The sequence below is a fragment of the Aquimarina sp. genome, from assembly GCF_977115655.1.
Map to the genome: position 1 here is coordinate 1 of NZ_CDSBKO010000067.1, position 19,450 is coordinate 19,450.

Annotated in this window: 14 protein-coding genes and 1 tRNA gene; 12 read left to right on the forward strand and 3 right to left on the reverse strand. The window is 34.6% G+C overall.

Features of this window, described 5'->3' with window-relative positions; all coding sequences use genetic code 11:
• Positions 1-486 precede the first annotated feature (486 nt).
• From ACZIYX_RS20570 to ACZIYX_RS20585, 4 genes are all read left to right on the forward strand, one after another.
• Positions 487-1,851, forward strand: a complete 1,365-nt coding sequence (locus ACZIYX_RS20570) for a Gfo/Idh/MocA family protein (protein ID WP_462684140.1) — start codon at positions 487-489, stop codon at positions 1,849-1,851.
• Positions 1,852-1,875: 24 nt separating this feature from the next.
• Positions 1,876-2,949 (forward strand): mevalonate kinase family protein, encoded by a 1,074-nt coding sequence (locus ACZIYX_RS20575; RefSeq protein WP_462684141.1) that lies wholly within the window; start codon positions 1,876-1,878, stop codon positions 2,947-2,949.
• A 20-nt stretch (positions 2,950-2,969) separates the two neighbouring features.
• Positions 2,970-3,842, forward strand: a complete 873-nt coding sequence (locus ACZIYX_RS20580; RefSeq protein WP_462684142.1) for a sugar phosphate nucleotidyltransferase — start codon at positions 2,970-2,972, stop codon at positions 3,840-3,842.
• Between the two features lie 70 nt (positions 3,843-3,912).
• Positions 3,913-4,155, forward strand: a complete 243-nt coding sequence (locus ACZIYX_RS20585) for a hypothetical protein (RefSeq protein ID WP_462684143.1) — start codon at positions 3,913-3,915, stop codon at positions 4,153-4,155.
• A 102-nt stretch (positions 4,156-4,257) separates the two neighbouring features.
• Here ACZIYX_RS20585 and ACZIYX_RS20590 read toward each other — a convergent pair whose 3' ends face one another.
• Together ACZIYX_RS20590 and ACZIYX_RS20595 are read right to left on the reverse strand one after the other, a co-directional pair.
• Complete coding sequence (locus ACZIYX_RS20590) at positions 4,258-4,479, reverse strand: hypothetical protein (RefSeq protein WP_462684144.1); 222 nt, start codon at positions 4,477-4,479, stop codon at positions 4,258-4,260.
• Between the two features lie 1,175 nt (positions 4,480-5,654).
• A complete protein-coding gene (locus ACZIYX_RS20595) occupies positions 5,655-6,797 on the reverse strand; it encodes an acyl-CoA dehydrogenase (RefSeq protein ID WP_462684145.1) in 1,143 nt (380 codons plus the stop codon).
• Positions 6,798-7,261: 464 nt separating this feature from the next.
• On the opposite strand from ACZIYX_RS20595, the gene ACZIYX_RS20600 reads away from it, so the two are divergent.
• The 7 genes from ACZIYX_RS20600 (at position 7,262) to ACZIYX_RS20630 (ending at position 13,433) form a co-directional block, all read left to right on the forward strand.
• Positions 7,262-8,488 carry a Glu/Leu/Phe/Val dehydrogenase dimerization domain-containing protein gene (locus ACZIYX_RS20600; RefSeq protein ID WP_462684146.1) on the forward strand — a complete coding sequence of 409 codons (1,227 nt, stop codon included), beginning with the start codon at positions 7,262-7,264 and terminating at the stop codon, positions 8,486-8,488.
• Positions 8,489-8,516: 28 nt separating this feature from the next.
• Positions 8,517-9,986, forward strand: a complete 1,470-nt coding sequence (gene nhaB / locus ACZIYX_RS20605) for a sodium/proton antiporter NhaB (RefSeq protein ID WP_462684147.1) — start codon at positions 8,517-8,519, stop codon at positions 9,984-9,986.
• An 86-nt stretch (positions 9,987-10,072) separates the two neighbouring features.
• On the forward strand, positions 10,073-10,759 hold the full coding sequence (locus ACZIYX_RS20610; RefSeq protein ID WP_462684158.1) for a MotA/TolQ/ExbB proton channel family protein: 687 nt from the start codon (positions 10,073-10,075) through the stop codon (positions 10,757-10,759).
• A gap of 1 nt (position 10,760) precedes the next feature.
• Complete coding sequence (locus ACZIYX_RS20615) at positions 10,761-11,153, forward strand: ExbD/TolR family protein (RefSeq protein WP_462684148.1); 393 nt, start codon at positions 10,761-10,763, stop codon at positions 11,151-11,153.
• The gene (locus ACZIYX_RS20620) at positions 11,153-12,046 is read left to right on the forward strand and encodes an energy transducer TonB (RefSeq protein ID WP_462684149.1); all 894 of its coding nucleotides are present in this window, start codon (positions 11,153-11,155) and stop codon (positions 12,044-12,046) included. Before ACZIYX_RS20615 ends, ACZIYX_RS20620 begins: the two co-directional genes overlap by 1 nt.
• Positions 12,047-12,056: 10 nt before the next feature.
• Complete coding sequence (locus ACZIYX_RS20625; protein WP_462684150.1) at positions 12,057-13,274, forward strand: bifunctional folylpolyglutamate synthase/dihydrofolate synthase; 1,218 nt, start codon at positions 12,057-12,059, stop codon at positions 13,272-13,274.
• 84 nt (positions 13,275-13,358) lie between these two features.
• Positions 13,359-13,433, forward strand: a tRNA-Val gene (locus ACZIYX_RS20630).
• A gap of 667 nt (positions 13,434-14,100) precedes the next feature.
• On the opposite strand, the gene ACZIYX_RS20635 is transcribed toward ACZIYX_RS20630, so the two are convergent.
• Positions 14,101-14,454, reverse strand: coding sequence for a transposase (locus tag ACZIYX_RS20635; RefSeq protein WP_462684151.1), 354 nt, complete (start codon positions 14,452-14,454; stop codon positions 14,101-14,103).
• A gap of 536 nt (positions 14,455-14,990) precedes the next feature.
• On the opposite strand from ACZIYX_RS20635, the gene ACZIYX_RS20640 reads away from it, so the two are divergent.
• Positions 14,991-19,442: a hypothetical protein gene (locus ACZIYX_RS20640; protein WP_462684152.1), complete on the forward strand. Its 4,452-nt coding sequence runs from the start codon at positions 14,991-14,993 to the stop codon at positions 19,440-19,442.
• The last annotated feature ends 8 nt before the right edge of the window (positions 19,443-19,450 follow it).

The window sequence follows — 19,450 nt, forward strand, 5'->3', positions numbered from 1 at the left end:
GAAATAATAGTTTCTTTTTAGCTAAGTCCTTTTCCTTTATATTTACCCGGATTATACAACAAAATTTCGTGATGAGACTTTGAAATACCATAAATACAATGATTTTCTTAGTTTTAGCATAGCAGTTTACCCTGAGTTTATCAAGAAGGGTTATGGTTAATTAAAAAATCAAGGGTAACGGTTGTATTTGCAGTAGATTAAAGGTGTAATAGATTTTCTGTTGCATAATTCGGAAAATGTCGTTTAGTTAAGAATTTAAACTATTGATTTAGAGTTTGTTAATGGTGGATTCCAGCGTATGCTGGAATGACAAAATAACCAAAACACAATGCTTTCTGCTTGTTATTCCGGTGCAGGCTGGAGTTCATGATGGAAGTAAAAGGGTATTTTTCTTTTACAGATGTTTAATACTCAAAAAAATACAGCTTAACTTAATGATATTGGATAATCCGGGTTTAAGCATTTGTATAAATAAATGTTAGATATATGAGCACACAAACTTCCAGACGAAATTTTATAAAAAAAACAGCTATTGCAGGAACTGCAATTTCTGTATTGCCAGGTTTTACTTTTGCTAATGCCACAAATACTAAAGAAAAACTTAAATTAGGATTAATAGGAGTTGGTTTAAGAGGAACAAATCATTTAAAAAATGCTCTTTTAAGAGAAGACGTGTTAATAACTGCTATTTGTGATATAGACCAGTCAAGAATAGATCTCTGTTTAGAAAGTATAAAAGAATCAGGAAAACCTAAGCCAAAAACCTTTGGTGCAAACGAATACGATTTTAGAAATTTATTAAGTTTACAAGATGTAGATGCAGTAATAATATCTACCCCTTGGTTGTGGCACACAAGAATGGCAAAAGAAGCTATGATAGCCGGCAAATACACTGGCTTAGAAGTCTCTGCAGCTAATACCCTCGAAGAATGCTGGGACCTGGTCAATACTCACGAAGAAACAGGTACACATTTAATGATTTTAGAAAATGTTAATTACAGAAGAGACATTTTGGCAGTTCTAAATATGGTAAGGCAAGATGTTTTTGGAGAATTGGTACATTTTAGATGTGGTTACCAACATGATTTAAGATTCGTGAAATTAAATGACGGTAAAACAGCTTATGGTAAAGGAGTGGAGTTTGGAGAAAAAGGCATTTCAGAATCTAAATGGAGAACACAACACTCGGTAGTCAGAAATGCAGATGTATATCCAACACACGGAGTTGGTCCAATAGCTACAATGTGCAACATTAATCGAGGAAATCGTTTTTTGTCGTTAACATCTAATGCTTCAAAAAGTATAGGTTTACATAATTATATTGTAAAAAATGGAGGAGAAGCACATCCTAATGCAAAAATTAAATTTAAACAAGGAGATGTCATAACTTCAACAATAGAAACTGCGCTGGGAGAAACAATTATAGTAACACACGATTGTAACTTGCCAAGACCATATTCTTTAGGATTTAGAGTTCAGGGTGCTAATGGGTTGTGGGAAGTAGATGGTAACAGGATATATATTGAAGGTAAGTCCGAACCTCATAAATGGGATCAGGCAGATGAGTGGTTAACCAAATACGATCACCCTTTATGGAAAAAGTACGGAGAACATGCAATGGGAGCCGGACATGGCGGGATGGACTTTTTTGTAATCAATGCATTTGTAGAATCAGCAAAACAAAATATAGCCCCACCATTAGATGTATATGATGCAGCAGCCTGGAGTGTAATTACACCATTGTCTGAAATTTCTATAGAAAATAATGGAGAACCTCAAGACTTTCCTGACTTTACCAGAGGGTTATGGTTAAAAAGAACACCTTATAACTGGATTAAAGATACCTATTAATCTTTTTAGAACGAATAATCAATTTTGAAGACAATACACATACTATCCCCAGGAAGAACTTGTCTTTTTGGAGATCATCAGGATTACTTGGGATTACCGGTAATAGCGTGCGCAATTAATAAGTATATTACATTAAATGCAATAGAAAATGAAAGTTCTTTTTTTAGAATAAAGCTGCCAGATACAGCTGAAGAACGGGATATTGAGATATATGAAACATTTGAAACTGTTCAGAACAGAGATTATTTTGCATCCTCCCTTAGGGTATTAAAACGATATGGATGTATACCCGATAAGGGATATGATGTTGAAATAAAAGGAGATTTGCCATTAAATGCAGGGGTGTCAAGTTCATCTGCCCTGATAATAGCATGGATACGTTTTTTGTTAAAAGCCTTTGGAGCAAATCAGGAAATAACTAAAGAGTTGGTTGCTAGAATAGCGTATCAAGCAGAAGTTATAGAGCATAATGAGCCAGGCGGACTTATGGATCAGTATTCTATTGGTCTGGGAGGTGTTTTGTTTATAGATACAAGTCAAAAAATGTCGTACAAAACTATCCAAAATGATATAGAAGGATTAATCGTGGGAGAATCCGGAGTTAAAAAGGAAACGATAGGTACTTTGGGTGACCGAAAAGAAAAGGCTTTAAAAGCGATAGAATACATAACTCACAAAAAACCTGGTTTTGATATTAAATTAGCCATGCTGGAAGAGTATGAAAAGTATGAAAAATATGTTCCGTTAGATCTAAGACCTTATTTTTTTGCTGCACTAAAAAACCACAATATAACTTTAAAAGCTATGGATGAGTTTAAGAAAACAAATCCTGATATAAAATATATAGGAGATTTAATGAATCAACACCACCTTGTATTAAAAGATATTCTTAAAATAACAGTCCCGGTAATAGATAAAATGGTAGCAAGTGCGATAAAAGCAGGGGCTTATGGGGTTAAGATTGTAGGATCAGGAGGAGGAGGCAGTATTATAGCAATAGCTCCAAAAGATAAAGAACAAGATGTTATTGATGCCATAAAAAGAGAAGGTAAAGCAGCCTATATTGTAAAAGTAGATTCTGGAGCAAGAGTTGTATAAAATATTAATAATACTATGATATGCATGATAATTTAATCATTTTGGCAGGAGGAGCTTCCTCCAGAATGAAAAAAGAAGCACAGATGGCCTTAAGCGATGATATGGTAATGCAGGCTAATACAAGATCTAAATCCTTAATTAGTATAGATGATACAGGAAGACCAGTTATGGATTATTTATTGTATAATGCAAAACAAGCTGGATATACTACCATATATATAGTCATAGGAGAAAAAGATAGTTTAATGAAGGAGTTTTATGGAGATAAAATAACGGGTAATGATTTTAATGGACTGACTATAAACTATGCAATTCAATACATTCCAGAAGGTAGAGAAAAACCATTTGGTACTGCCGATGCTGTTTGCCAAACAATTATGCAATATCCAGAATTGAACACGCAAACGTATACCGTATGCAATAGTGATAATTTATACTCAAAAACTGTTTTAAAGGCTTTGCGAACTACTAATCATGAAAATGCATTTATTAGTTATGATAGAGATGCATTACAGTTTAGTATAGAACGAATAGCTCAGTTTGCTTTAGTGTCTTTGGATGAAAAAGATTATTTAAAAGATATTATTGAAAAACCTTCGATTAAAGACAGTGAATTTTATAAAGACAGATTTGGTAAACTTCGGGTAAGTATGAATATTTTTAAATTTAATGGGGCAATGTTTCAGGATTACGTATTGAATTGCCCTGTTAATGAAAAGCGAAATGAAAAAGAACTCCCTACTGCTTTATTAAATATGGTAAAGGATTATCCTACATCGGTTATTGGGATTCCTGTAGCAGAGCACGTACCAGATTTAACATCAAAAAAAGATATTACTATTTTGAAAGAATATATAGAGAAGAATTATAAAGATATGGATTGGAACCGATAAGGTATTATATATGATCTTTTAAAAAGGGTAGTTTTTAAAGGTAGATAATGAAAGGTTCACCTTAATAAATATGATAAAAAGAAAAAAGCTAGAGATTTGTTATCATGAAATCTCTAGCTTTTTTAATGAAATAGTCTCTGGTTTTCATAGAGCTGCTCAAAAAGCTGTAATGCTGTATTCTTTATTTGCTAGTTGTAAAATTAATAGTACAAATCTCATAGCATATAAAATCATAAGGGATAGAAGGGGGGATTCTATTTCTTTGCTATTTGTGGGGTTAGCCAATTCTGTAGATTGGCTATTAGTAAATTGAATGTTTTTATTGGTTGCTAAACACTACAATTAGAGAGAAGAATGTTTAAAAACGGGGGCTTGCAATTAACATCACCCTCCCCCATTTTATATTTTCATAGCGTTATTTAGGGTCATCTGCATCATCAACAAACATAAAGGTGGACACACCACCCTTATCTCGACACCAACGGCTACCACCTGATATTACTGAGTATTCTGATTCCGCAGTTGCATCGAATGATTCTCCATTCCCACAAGTTACAAAACCATATCCAGAACTCCCATTGATTTTTGATAATAATTTCTTGTCAATTCTATACTTAGAAAAATTTTTTAAATACATAAAATGTAATTTTAAAGTGTTATTGAATAATTATTTAATTATAAGTGGTTAACATCGAACTTTTTTCGCAATAATTTATATTAACTGTTTGTTTCCGGAATTTATAAGTTAATAATTATTTTGTTTATTTAAAGCTAACTAATGTTAACACCTATGCCATGATAAATTAATATATTGTGATTAACCATTAATAATCAATAGATAATAGTTGGTTGAGATTAGAACTGGGTGCAGAACCTTCATAACAAATTTCTGATCTATGATCACATATACGTGCCTCACCTACTATTTTTTTGTTGATCTTTACTTAACGTTTTTCAGAAATCTAAAATCGATTTTTTCATAACACATATATTAATATATTGTATAGTGCCGTCTATGGTTTTATCACTATATATACACTTTTTATCTGTCTTGTGACGATAATATATATCTAAAAGAGTAACTTTATGAGGCAAAATTATATGGAAAAGATAAGTTTTTCAAGGCGCTCTAGTTAGGATTTATAAATTTTACCTTATTGATTTATAAATTTTAACCTCCGTTTTTATATTTAGTTTCTTTCTTTGTAATAGCCAGGATAACTGCTTTTTTGAAGTTTTTTATTATTTGTAAGTTTGTTTATTAAACATACATGCCCTTTTTAACCTGCTTTATGCAGTAGAACTTCGTAATGAAGCTTGAAGATACCATAAATACAGTCGTTTTCTTGATTTTAGCATAGCATCGCTATGGTTAAATTAAAAAACGAAGCAAAGCGTCTGTATTTGCAGTAGCTACAAGGTGTAATAGATTTTCTATTGCATAAAGCAAGTTTAATCTACTTATATATAAAATGGATCGGTTTATTGGTAATATTAATATTTTATAACCTTTCATTACACGTAACATGTCAATTACAAACCGAACAGAAAATTGTTAATACAGATTCATTAAAGAGTAAAACACTAAGAGAATTAGCAATTGAGTTTTGGAAAAAGAAAGATCTCGATTCTATATATAAAACTAATTTTGCCAAAGTGTATCTTTCTAAAGTTAAAAAAAAACAATAATAAAATGAGGATTGCAGATGGATATCAAATGTTTCTTTCTATCTACAAAGGCACATTCAGAAATAACAAAACCCTTGTATTTACAAGGGTTTTGTTATTTCTGAATAGAGTAGTTTTAACTAATTAATCTTTCAAAATACTTCTGGAAATAACAATCTTTTGTATTTCAGAGGTTCCTTCATAAATCTGAGTGATTTTTGCATCTCTCATTAATCGCTCTACATGATATTCTTTAACAAAACCGTTGCCACCATGTATTTGTACAGCTTCAACAGCAACGTCCATAGCTACATCCGATGCGTATAATTTCGCCATAGCGCCAGATAGGTCATAGTTTTCGTGATTATCTTTATCTTTTGCAGCTTTATACACCAACATTCTGGCAGCTTCAATTTTAGTATGCATTTCGGCAAGTTTAAAAGCAATAGCCTGATGATTCATGATTTCGGTACCAAATGATTTACGAACTTTAGAGTATTCTTTTGCCAACTCGTAAGCTCCGGCAGCAATACCTAAAGCCTGTGCGGCAATACCTATACGACCACCGGCTAATGTTTTCATTGCAAACTTAAACCCAAAACCATCTTCTCCAATTCTATTTTCTTTAGGTACTTTTACATCATTAAATATAAGAGAGTGGGTATCACTGCCTCGTATTCCTAATTTATCTTCTTTAGGACCAATTTCAAAACCTTCCCATCCTTTTTCCACGATAAAAGCATTAATGCCCTTGTGTTTCTTCTCTCTGTCGGTTTGTGCTATTACCAAATAATAATCTGCAGAACTACCATTGGTAATCCAGTTTTTTGTTCCGTTTAGGATATAGTGATCTCCTTTATCGATGGCAGTAGTTTTTTGAGAAGTAGCATCACTACCAGCTTCGGGCTCTGATAAACAAAAAGCCCCTATAGATTCTCCGGTTGTAAGTTTGGTAAGGTATTTTTCTTTTTGCTCGGGACTGCCAAAAGTGTCAAGGCCCCAACATACCAAAGAATTGTTTACAGATACAATTACAGAACAAGAAGCGTCTATTTTTGATAATTCTTCCATAGCCAAAACATAAGAAATGGTATCCATTCCACCACCTCCATATTCTGGGGATGCCATCATTCCTAAAAAGCCAAGTTCTCCCATTCTTTTAACTTGTTCCTTAGGAAATTCTTGCTTGTTATCACGTTCGATTACACCTGGTAATAACTCTGCCTTTGCAAAATCGCGAGCTGCGTCGCGTATCATTAACTGCTCTTCGGATAATTTGAAGTCCATATTTTTTTATAATTTACTGTGCGTGCATAACGCGATATTCGTACTTTTTGATGAAAATAAATCGAGATAACCTCGGTTTTTTTATTGATTCTACAAATATAAGCTATAATATGATAGTTTTACTGTTTTTTTCATTTTTTGCAGTAATCCTTTTTGTAGACAATGTATGCCAAAATATAGCTTTATATTCAAAAAAGAAGGGCATGCTTTTTTGAAGTTAAAAAAACTGTTTCTTAAAATACTATAATTTTATTTTTATTTACTCTTTTGCATGTTTAGTTTTTTATATTTGTGAAGTCGCATTTAGACTATAATTCAGTTTATTGTAATACATTGGTAATATGACTCAACTCTAACCTCCGTAAGGAGGATTATTTTTAATTTAAAAGTACGGTAGTAGATATGTTGTTTTTTAAAAAAAAATTAAAAAACGATTGGTTATTCAATAAATTGAAATTTTAAAAATGAAAGAGTTATTAAATAAATACGAAAATAAAACACCTGAAATAGTTTTTAATTGGAAAGATTCTGAAACAGAAGCAGAAGGTTGGACGGTTATCAATTCGTTAAGAGGAGGTGCAGCAGGTGGAGGAACCCGAATGCGAAAAGGATTGGACATGAATGAAGTGCTTTCTTTGGCAAAAACAATGGAAGTTAAGTTTACAGTTTCTGGCCCGGCAATAGGCGGTGCAAAATCTGGAATTAATTTTGATCCGGAGGATCCGCGTAAAAAAGGAGTCCTTAAAAGATGGTACAAAGCTGTGTCCCCATTGTTGAAAAGCTATTATGGTACAGGAGGGGATCTTAACGTAGATGAGATTCATGAAGTTATACCCATAACAGAGGAATGTGGGGTTTGGCATCCTCAGGAAGGGGTTTTTAACGGGCATTTTCAACCTACAGAAGCAGATAAAATAAATAGAATTGGACAACTGCGACAAGGGGTTATTAAAGTGTTGGAAAACACTATGTTTTCTCCAGATGTTAATAGAAAATATACTGTTGCAGATATGATTACCGGGTACGGTGTTGCAGAGGCAGTACGCCACTATTATACTATTTATGGAGGAGATGTAAAAGGAAAAAGAGCAGTAGTACAAGGATTTGGTAATGTTGGGTCAGCGGCAGCTTATTATCTTTCTGAAATGGGAGTAAAAATTGTTGGGATTATAGACCATGCAGGAGGCTTAATAAATGAAGAAGGTTTTTCTTTTGAAGAAATAAAAGAATTGTATTTGCATAAAAACGGTAATAAACTGTTTAGTGAAAAGCTTATTCCTTTTGATGAAATGAACAAAAAGGTTTGGGCTTTAAAAACAGAAATATTTGCTCCATGTGCAGCTTCCCGATTAATTACAAAAGACCAGATCACTACAATGATTGATTCTGGACTAGAGGTTATATCTTGTGGGGCTAATGTTCCTTTTGCAGATAGCGAAATATTTTTTGGACCAATAATGGAGTATACAGATGAGAGGGTGAGTCTGATACCAGATTTTATTTCAAACTGTGGTATGGCAAGGGTGTTTGCTTATTTTATGGAACGAAAAGTGCAGATGACAGACGAAGCTATTTTTATGGATACTTCTGAAACTATAAAGAATGCAATTCAAAAAACATATAATAATAAACAAGCAAAAACCAATATAAGTAAAACGGCTTTTGAGATAGCACTCAAACAGTTGGTGTAAATATTAATTGTATTAACCAGGTAAAACTATGTTCAAGTATTTTTTAGGCAGTAGTCCGAAATGGTTCAAAACCGTAATGATCGGATTTTTAATTTTTAATGTATTTTCTTATTTCTTTTTAGGAGCAACAATAACATCATGGTTGTTTATAGCAGAGTTTATTTTTACTTTGGCAATGGCTCTTAAATGTTATCCATTGCAATCAGGGGGGTTGCTGGCAATTGAAATTTTAGCATTGAATTTGACAACGCCAAAAAATGCGTATCATGAAGTAGATCAAAACTTAGAAGTAGTTTTGCTATTGGTTTTTATGGTAGCAGGAATCTATTTTATGAAACCTTTGTTGATGTATATTTTTAGCAAAGTGTTTACTAAAATAAAATCTAAAATGGTACTGTCGTTGTTATTTGTATTTCTGGCGGCAGTACTTTCTGCATTTTTGGATGCTTTAACAGTTACGGCTGTTTTGATAAGTGTTGCTGTAGGATTTTACGGGGTATATCATAAAATTCATTCCGGATCCGGGGATTATGATGACAGTGGGGTTTTAGACAGAAAAGAATTAAGTGGAGAAACTCTGGAACAATTCAGGAGCTTTTTAAGAAGTTTGGTAATGCATGGGGTTGTAGGTACAGCTCTTGGTGGGGTTTGTACCTTGGTAGGAGAGCCGCAAAATTTATTGATAGGAGAAAGAATGGGGTGGGATTTTGTCGATTTTTTTATAAAAATGGCTCCAATATCAATACCGGTTTTAGGGGCAGGGCTACTTACTACAATTGTATTAGAAGCAACAAGGACTTTTGGGTTTGGGGCAAAACTACCAGAAGTAGCCAGAAAAATTATAGAACGTTATACCGAAGATGAAGATGCAAACAGATCTGATAAATCAAAGTACGGGCTAATTGTACAGGCAGTATCGGCTCTGCTTTTGATTGCAGGGTTGGCGCTACATATAGCACCAGTAGGTTTTATAGGGTTAGCTTTAATAATAGTTCAAACAGCTTTTATGGGGATAACAGAAGAGCACCAGTTGGGTAAAGCATTTGAAGAAGCACTTCCGTTTACAGGTTTGATAGTGGTTTTCTTTGTAATAGTAGCTATGATACACGATCAACACCTTTTTAAACCAATTATAGATTGGGCACTATCTTTGGATCCGGGACAGCAACCATCCATGTTTTATGTGGCCAACGGGGTTTTATCTATGATAAGCGATAATGTGTTTGTAGCAACGGTATATATAGGAGAGGTTAAAGCAGCTTTTGATAGTGGGGCAATATCAAGAGAACAGTTTGAAAAACTTGCAATAGCGATCAATACGGGTACAAACTTACCTAGTGTGGCAACACCAAACGGGCAAGCGGCATTTTTATTCTTATTAACATCTTCTTTGGCACCATTAATAGGATTGTCTTACACCAAAATGGTAAAAATGGCTTTTCCTTATACAATAGTGCTTGGAGGTATAGGGTTGTTAGGAATAATATATATATTATAATAAGGAAATAACATACTTAACCTTCATAAATAACGTTAGTAGTATACTAAAACTAAATTAACAATATCAAAATGACATATTTATTAATGCTTGGAGCTTTGGTTCAAAATACCCAGGAAATAGAATCACCAATAGAAGAAAACTCTTTATCTATAATGGATCTTTTGCTTAGTGGAGGAACAGGTGCAATTGTAATCATATCCATTCTTTTTGTGCTACTTTTTGTTGCAGTCTATATTTATTTTGAAAGAATTTTTGCAATCAAAGCAGCCTCAAAATATGATGAAAGTTTTATGGATAAGATCAGAGAAAGTGTAGTTAGTGGTAAAATTGAATCTGCAAAAATTTTGTGTGCTCAAACCAATAACCCTATTGCCAGATTAACCGAAAAAGGACTTTCCAGAATTGGCCACTCTTTAGAAGATATTAATAAAGCGATTGAAAATGCTGGCAGACTAGAGGTTTATAAGTTAGAAAAAAATGTTAGTATTCTTGCTACCGTAGCAGGAGCTGCACCTATGATCGGTTTTCTTGGAACGGTAATTGGTATGATTTTGGCATTTCATAATTTGGCGTCAAGTTCCGGAACAGCAGATATGGGAGTTCTGGCAGAAGGGATTTATACTGCTATGACAACTACTGTAGGAGGATTGGTAGTGGGGATTGTAGCATACATAGGATATAACCATTTGGTAGTTAGAACAGATAAGGTTATCCACCAGATGGAAGCTAATGCTGTTGACTTTTTGGATTTATTAAACGAACCTGCATAATATGAATTTAAGAGGAAGAAATAAGGTAAGCCCGGAGTTTAGTATGTCTTCTATGACAGATATAGTATTTCTCTTATTGGTGTTTTTTTTGTTGACATCTCCGGCCATTACTCCAGAAGCTTTGGATCTTATATTACCAAAAGCCAAAGGGAAAAGCTCGAATGTGCAAAATATATCTGTGAGTATTACAAATAAGCTGCAATATTATATTGATGAAGAACGAATAAGCCAAAGTAGATTAGAATCAGAACTACTATCTCGGTTACAAGGCAAAAAGGAACCTACCATTATTTTGAGAGCAGAAGAAGGGGTACCTATAGAAAAAGCAGTTGGTGTAATGGATATTGCAAATAGGAATAAATTTAAAGTTATATTGGCGGTAAGACCTGAATGATGATAAAACTAGATACAAAACATAAAAGAAAATCCTTTATATTGACAGTTATTGTACATATAGGGATTATTTTTTTATTGTTTTATCTAAGTTTAAATTATATAGAACCAGAAGAAGAAGCTGGGATTGCGGTTAATTTTGGGACAACAATAACGGGGTCGGGTAAAATACAGCCGGATCAACCCATTAAATCTGCGCCTAAACAAACTACCCCAGAACCCGTATCGTCTGTTCCGGAGCAACAAGAACATTCCCCCCAAATAACAGATAAAGTAATTACACAAGACACAGAAGATGCTCCTGTAATAGAAAAGGAAACAAAAAAGAAGCCTAAAAAAGAGGTAGAGGATCCTAAGAAAAAAGCTAATCCCAACGACCAAAAACTGGTAGATAATACCGTAAAAGATAAACCTGTAAAAAAGGTTGAAGAAAAAAAGCCCGACCCAAAGCCAGATAAGTCTACACTGGACATATTAGATAGTTTTTCTAATGGCCCCAAAAATGATGGTAAGGTAAAAGGAGGAGAAGGAGATGATAACTCTCCCGGGGATAAAGGAAGTCGTGACGGGGATCCTAATGCAAAATCCTATTATGGAACAGGAAAAGGGTTAGATGGGGATGGTAATTATCGATTAGGAGGAAGAAAAGCTTTGAATAAAGAAAAATTTGTTCAGGATTGTAATGAATCCGGGATTGTGGTTGTGAAAATTGAAGTAGATCAAAACGGTAAAGTAGTAAAAGCCACACCGGGAGTTAAAGGAACAACTAATAGCGCTTCGTGTTTAATGGAACCCGCAAGAAAGGCAGCTATGGCAACCAAATTCAATAGTGATTCAGAGGCACCTGTAAAACAGGTGGGAATGATTATTTATCAGTTTAAACTTTCAGAATAATAATAATAGTATGAACTATAGGGAAACCCTTGACTGGATGTTTGCCCAATTGCCTATGTATCAACGTCAGGGAGCTAGCGCTTATAAGGCAGATCTTCATAATACAGAACAATTAGCAGCATATTTGAATTTTCCGGAAACTAAATTTAAGAGTGTTCATGTAGCAGGAACCAACGGAAAGGGTTCAACAAGCCACATGTTGGCTTCTGTATTACAAGAATCAGGCTATAAAGTAGGATTGTATACTTCTCCTCATTTAAAAGATTTTAGAGAACGTATAAGGATTAATGGAAAAAAGATATATGAAGAGTATATAATTGATTTTATTACAAAGCATCGGGCTTATTTTGAAAGAAATCAACTTTCTTTTTTTGAAATGACCGTTGGGTTGGCATTTCAGTATTTTGCAGAATCCAAAGTAGATATAGCGATAATAGAAGTTGGTCTTGGCGGAAGACTGGATTCTACAAATATTATTACTCCAGAGGTCTCTGTAATCACTAATATAGGTTTGGACCATACTCGTTTTTTAGGAGATACCTTAGGGCAAATAGCTAAAGAAAAAGCCGGGATTATAAAAAAAGGTATCCCCGTGGTCATAGGTAGAACAACTACAGAAACTAAAAAGGTTTTTATAGAAAAAGCGACTACAGGTAAAAGTGATATATATTTTGCTGCAGATTATAAAGGAGCTGTATATGAGTCTGATTTAAAAGGAAATTATCAGAAAGAGAATATAAAAACGGTATTACAAACAATTTTGGTTTTAAAAGAAAAAAGTTGGGTGATCGATAATGATAATATCAAAAAAGGACTTGAAGGGGTAATAGCAAACACGGGTTTATTGGGCAGATGGCAAATTTTGAATGAAAAACCGAAAGTTATTTGTGATACCGCACACAATAGTGATGGATTGGCAATAGCTTTAAAACAACTGCAAGATGAATATTATGATCGCTTACATATAGTTTTGGGTGTGGTAGAGGACAAAGATTTAATAGGTATTTTACCATTGTTTCCTGTACAAGCACAATATTATTTTTGTAAGCCGAATATTTTAAGAGGGCTGGATGAGAAAGAACTGGAAAAAAAAGCGTTAAAATTTGGTTTGACAGGAGATAGTTATGAATCTGTTGAAAAAGCCTATAAAGCTGCTTTACAGGTGGCTACAGATATGGATGTGATCTATGTTGGTGGGAGTACATTTGTTGTTGCAGAAATAATTTAATTTTTTTTCTCTTTTCCTTTGGTAGATTTAAAAACTGTGCTATATTTGCATCCGCAATCAGGAACAAGGTTGTTTTTGAAATAAGGGCGCTTAGCTCAGTTGGTTCAGAGCACTTGGTTTACACCCAAGGGGTCAGGGGTTCGAATCCCTTAGCGCCCACATAATATTAAAAACCTGTAAATTTTAATTTACAGGTTTTTTTATTTTAGCAAAAATCATAAATCGTTTTATAGGGTCAAGACCAAAAGTTGTGTTTATGCAAATATTCTGGTTAATCTAAAAAGGAAGAATTATACCTTTTTTCACTCCTCTGAACTGTACCCTGAAAGCTTTTATTTGGACATTAAAAGATTTTGTCGAAGCATTTGTGCAGATCAATTCCAAAAATTATGGAATTTGATATTTAGGCAAAAATAATTATAAACTCAGGTTATTAGTGTAGCTAGTTCGATCGGTAGTGTCCATATTAGTGTGTCTAGGACTTTAAAAAAGGTATTTAGGATGTACTTTGATGGATTTGTCTCCTAATTTATAAAATTGTATGCCTAATTTGATAATCTCAAATTCAAACCAAAGCTTATTTTCTTTAAGCTTGACCATCATTTTTTTGAAATTGAACCCAGCGGCAGCCATCATAAAGTTGATACTGTCTCCTATTTATCCTTTAAGGAATTTTTTTTGCTGCAATGATCTTTTTATGTAGCTTGGCATCTGTGGGATAGGTAATGTTTTTCTTCTGTGCTGTGCTATCAACGCTTACATTAGGATCATCACTATCATCTCCATGTTTATCTATCGAGTGTTTGAGTATCTTCTCAACACCTTGTTATCCAATACGTTTACAGAAATGTGCCAGATCACTAGCAGCACATGGCTCACCCCAATTTTGTGATGCTTCTCCATAAAAATACTGAAAGTAAACATTCATCTCCCAATGTGGGTCTACCAATACTTCATCAGATAAATTGCAAATAGATTTGAGTATTAACAAGGAAACCATTAAACGGGTACTATGAGCTGGCCGGCCTTTATCTGAATACAAATCTTTGAATTCTTCTTCAAAATAATGCCAGTCGATTTCTTTAGATAAAAGATGAAGAGGATGATAAGGGTTGAACTGCTTTTCTAAAGTAGGGGCTAAAAAAATTACCTGACCAGAAGACTTATTTTTTGAACGCATTTGACAGGGTTTTGTACTATAAGATAAAAAAACAGTTTCTTTTTTTTTAAACTCTTTTTTGCAACCAATATCAGAAAAATAAAACCGTTGTTTATTTTTAAGGATCGACTAAATAAAAAGAATTTCACATTTCTAATACTTCTTAAATGGTGTTCTAAAAGCTTTTATTTTGAGGTTGAGATTAAAAGGGGAACAAAATATTTTGTGGATTACAGATTTCTGTATAGACATCGTAAAATGATATTTTAGATTTGCTTCTGAGTTTGGAGTGCCCAAGAAAAAATAAAACTTTAACATTTAAAAAACAAAAGTTTCAAAAAATGAAACTTATTTCTCTTAATATTGCACTGCAAAAACAAAAGATAGTAAGATTATGGAAACAAAAACGAAGTACCACAAAGTATATTTTTATCTTAATAATAACAAGGCGCTCTTTAGCAAATAGTTAAAAACCAAAATCATCTTAAGCAGTTGTATACTATATCTAGTGCTTAACCAGTAAATTTTTATAAAAAACACAAATACAATCTTTAAATATGAGATATCAATTTTTACGCTATATTTTTCTTGTCCTTAGTTTGTTATGTATTCAGGAAGCCATAGCTCAGCAAGATTTTTATGGGGGATATAGTCCTGCAATAAATGCTGCTCCTACTACTGCCAAAACGACCAAAGCCAGTAGTGCTACCGTAGACCTTACAACCGGAGCGGTACAATACGCTGTGCCAATTTATACCATACAACAAAATGGGGTTAGTTGGAGTACTGGTTTGCAGTATCACTATAGTGGTCTTAAAGTTATGGAAGAACCTTCTTCTATAGGATTAGGCTGGAGTCTGATTGCTACCGGGATGATCTCTCGTGAAGTTCGAGGTTTACCCGATGACCACCCTAGAGGATATCACGGATCCGAAAACCTGCCTCAAACGATATTGGATCCTTATTATAATTTTGATCCTAATAATAGTTCGGCAACCAATGGCAAAAAAGTACTTAAAGAACATCATGCTTTTCTTTTGGCAAATGGTCTGGTAGATGGCGAACCGGATCTATTTACAGTAAATGCCGGGCAGTTAAACTTTTCTTTTAAAATTGGAAAAAATGGGCAGCCGGTACTTTTATCACATCATAATGTAAAAGTAACTTTTGGTTGGGATAGTATCGAGGTGATCGATGGCGAAGGGGTAAAATATATCTTTGCAGCCAAAGAAATCTATGATCCGGTATTATTAAACACAGTTATGGTTTCTACTCCATATAATGAGTTTGTGTATACCCGTAGTTGGTATCTTACTGCAATACAACCGCCAAACACAACACAACAAATTGTTTTTGAATATCAAAATCACCTAAAAAGGATCAAGGATTTTGTCCCTACCATATATTCACATAAAAGAAGAAAAACCGAATTTTTATCGAATCTTGATCCTAATGAAACTGCTCCCGATGCCAGTTTTAATCCTTATATATATCAGTATACACGAATGGATGTAGATATCTCTACACCAATATTGTCCAAAATCACCTTTACAGAAGGTTCTCTGCACTTTAATCGATTATCTCTCCCCGCAGGAAGTCATCCGCAATATAGTTCTATAGAGCTAAAAGATTACAACAATTCTCAAATTCATTATTATGATTTATATACCAAGCAATCCAGACGTTTGCTTACAGAGATCAAGCAGAATAATGAGTTGGTTTTTAGATTCGAATACTACAACCAAAATGGTACTTCAGCAATACCAGATTTTGATTCGGATAAGGATAAAATAACTTCTACGATGGATCCATGGGGGTACTATGGAGGAACACAAACTACAGAATACCAAACCGAGATAATGCCTACTGTTTACCCAAGTTTTGAAGGGACATTACATGGGGCTCTAAAAACGATAAGTTATAAAACGGGAGGGCAGACACAAATAGAATACGAACTAAATAAAATCCCAATGCATATCGATGTCAATTCTCGTAATATCAATGGATGGGAAGATTTTAACAGGGATTTTTACATCTCTGATTTCGATTCGAATCCGAACGGAAAAAAAACCAGAACCACGGCTGTACGGGTACGAACATTTACAGAGCCCACTTTTATTACGATATCCCATTCAGCTTCGATTAGTAAATATGGATCTCGCGTAAAGCTAAAAATCCAAAAACAAGGATATACAGGAGCTTATGTGCCATATTATGATTGCGCAAATACTAATGGTATTGCACAATTAGATATCAATGAGGTAGGAGAACGCGAAAATCTTTTAGAAGGTAAAAAACAGTATGATAGCAGCGGGGAGTGTTCTTTTACCATAGCTCCAGGAACCTATACTTTTTATCTGGAAACCGAAAAGTTTACCAGTGCAATGATTGTAGTAAAATACCCTTCCGGAAATGTGACACACAGAAAAGAATCGTATGATTATGACTATGGGGGGCTTCGGGTACGTAGTATTAAAAATTGTCCTGCAAATGATGGGAAATGTACCAAAAAACAATACCAGTATACCAATGATTTGTTAGTCTCGAGTGCTAAAATACATACAACCACCAAAAAACAGCCGGCATACTATTATTATGATATGGCTGGAGATCCTAATAGTGGGGTATCTCAATATAGTACAGAAGAAAATAAGATCGCATATCCGTTTTTTGTAAGAAATCAAGGATTGCCTATTTATTATGCTCAGGTAAGTGAAATGGCATCCTCGGCAGATCCTATGCAAGAAGTTATTAATGGAAGAATTGTATATACCTTTGAAGATCCTTATATATTCGAAAGCTCTGCAGACCTAAGGCAGGAAGAGTATAATAACCCGATACCCCAGGGAATCATAGAGGGAGGTATTCGAACTAAATCGGTAAAAACCTATAAAAATATAGATAACAATTCGATGCATAAAGAGCAATTGCTTACCGAGCAATTTTATGAGTACGAACCCGTACAGATGAGCAGGGATGAATTTGGGCATTCGCTAGATACTAATTACCCGTATGGTATCAAAGTACGTCCGTCTACCGGAGTAAAACGAAAAATGTCATTAGAAGAATATGTACGTATAAGAGCACAAGAAAAGAATATGTTGGATCATTCTTTATCCCTGCTTTTAGCAGATTATAATGAGTATTATCATAATCGAACCCAGGCAGAATATCGTAGATATGCAGAAGGGTTAATTGCCAGAACCGGTGTGACTGTAGGTAGTTATCATTATACCCAGATGGTAGAACGCTTACCAGGAGTAGGTGTTGGTGGCAGTGATCAAAACAAACATTATACAATTAAAGCCTATAAAGAAACCAATGCACAACCCCGGCAAAAGCGGGTGGTTTATAAAACCTATTCAGATATAGACCCTGCCACTTATACAGAAAGTATTCAGGAATACATCTATGATCAGAATAATCAGGTAGAAACACAAATTTATACCGATTCTAAAAAGGATACCAAAAAATCGATCTATTATTATCCTTACCACCCATCGATAAATAATACCACACTTATGAGTGCAAATCGTATTGTTTCTCCTGTAAAGACAGAAACTTTTAAAGGAACCCAAAAACAAGGTACTGCACATATACATTATACTACAAAAAGTACAGGTTATTATTTACCCTCTCTAATACAAGCCGCCAAAGAAGGTGCTGCAATGCGGGACCAAACAATATATCATAAGTATGATGCCAAAGGAAACCCGTTAGAAGTGTCCCGGGGCAAGGAACCCCATACCGTATATATTTGGGGATATAATGATGTATATCCTATTGCCAGGATCGATAATGCTACTTATGATCAGGTAGCAGGTTTTGTGCCAGATCTAAAAGCAAAATCTAATGCAGATATCGATCGTGCCAAAGGATATGACGGTACAGAAGGAGCATTGAGACAAGCTTTAGACGGGCTTCGGGATGCCTTGCCTGGTGCTATAGTGACTACCTATACCTATGATCCGCTTATAGGTGTTACCAGTACTACAGATCCAAGAGGGTATACTTCGTATACCGAGTATGACGCATTGTATCGTTTAATGCAAATTCGGGATGCCGATAATAATATTATCAACAAATATTATTATAACAATAAAGGAATAGAATATGCGCCAATGCAAACCAGTATAACTTCAGAAAAAAACTGGATAGATGTACATACCAGTATGCAAATACAATCTACAGTTTCTGGAGGATCAGGACAATTTACCTATGTCTGGAAGGTAACCAAACCGGGTAATGTTATAGAGCATTTTTCCAGTAAAGATATCATCTTACAAGGGGGCGGTAATGGAGGAATGGTAACCGTAGAACTTACAGTAACCGATGGTGTAACCGGTAAAACAAAAACCGTTAGTAAATCTATTAGCATTTATGATGAAATTTCTAGTGCTGCAAGTCAAATCTCTCTCCCTGCAACACATGTAGTGCAAACAACTGCAGCTTTTAATATCAACCCTCAAGGCGGATCTGGTAATTATACGTATAGCTGGAAAATCAGCCGTGGTGGCGTGAATCATACCACTACCCAGAAATCGTTTAGCCTTACCATGGAGTGTGCCTATTATGGGCAGGTACAGGTAGAATGTACCGTGCAGGATACCATTACCGGAAATTCTAAAACGGTAACCACTACCATGAATGTGGTAGAACCGGCACCACTAACGCTTTCTATAGCTAGTATGCCACCCGTAAGCTCTGCACCAAGAACACAAAAGTTTCAGGTACTAGCCAATATCAATGGTGGTTTAGGAAACTATACCTATAGCTGGTATGTAAACGGGGGCAGAGTAGGTAGTTCTTCCTCTATTTATGTTACCCTGTATTGTGGTACTACTTCGAATAGTGCAATAGTAGATTGTACGGTGACCGATACCTGTACAGGCAGGGTGGTTTCTAAAAGAGGACAAACCTATACCATAAGTAGCTCTCGATGTAGAAGTACCGGTGGTGGATCCGGAGGAGGAAATCCCAGAGATGATAGTGATAATAGCAAGCAATAAGCAGTTCT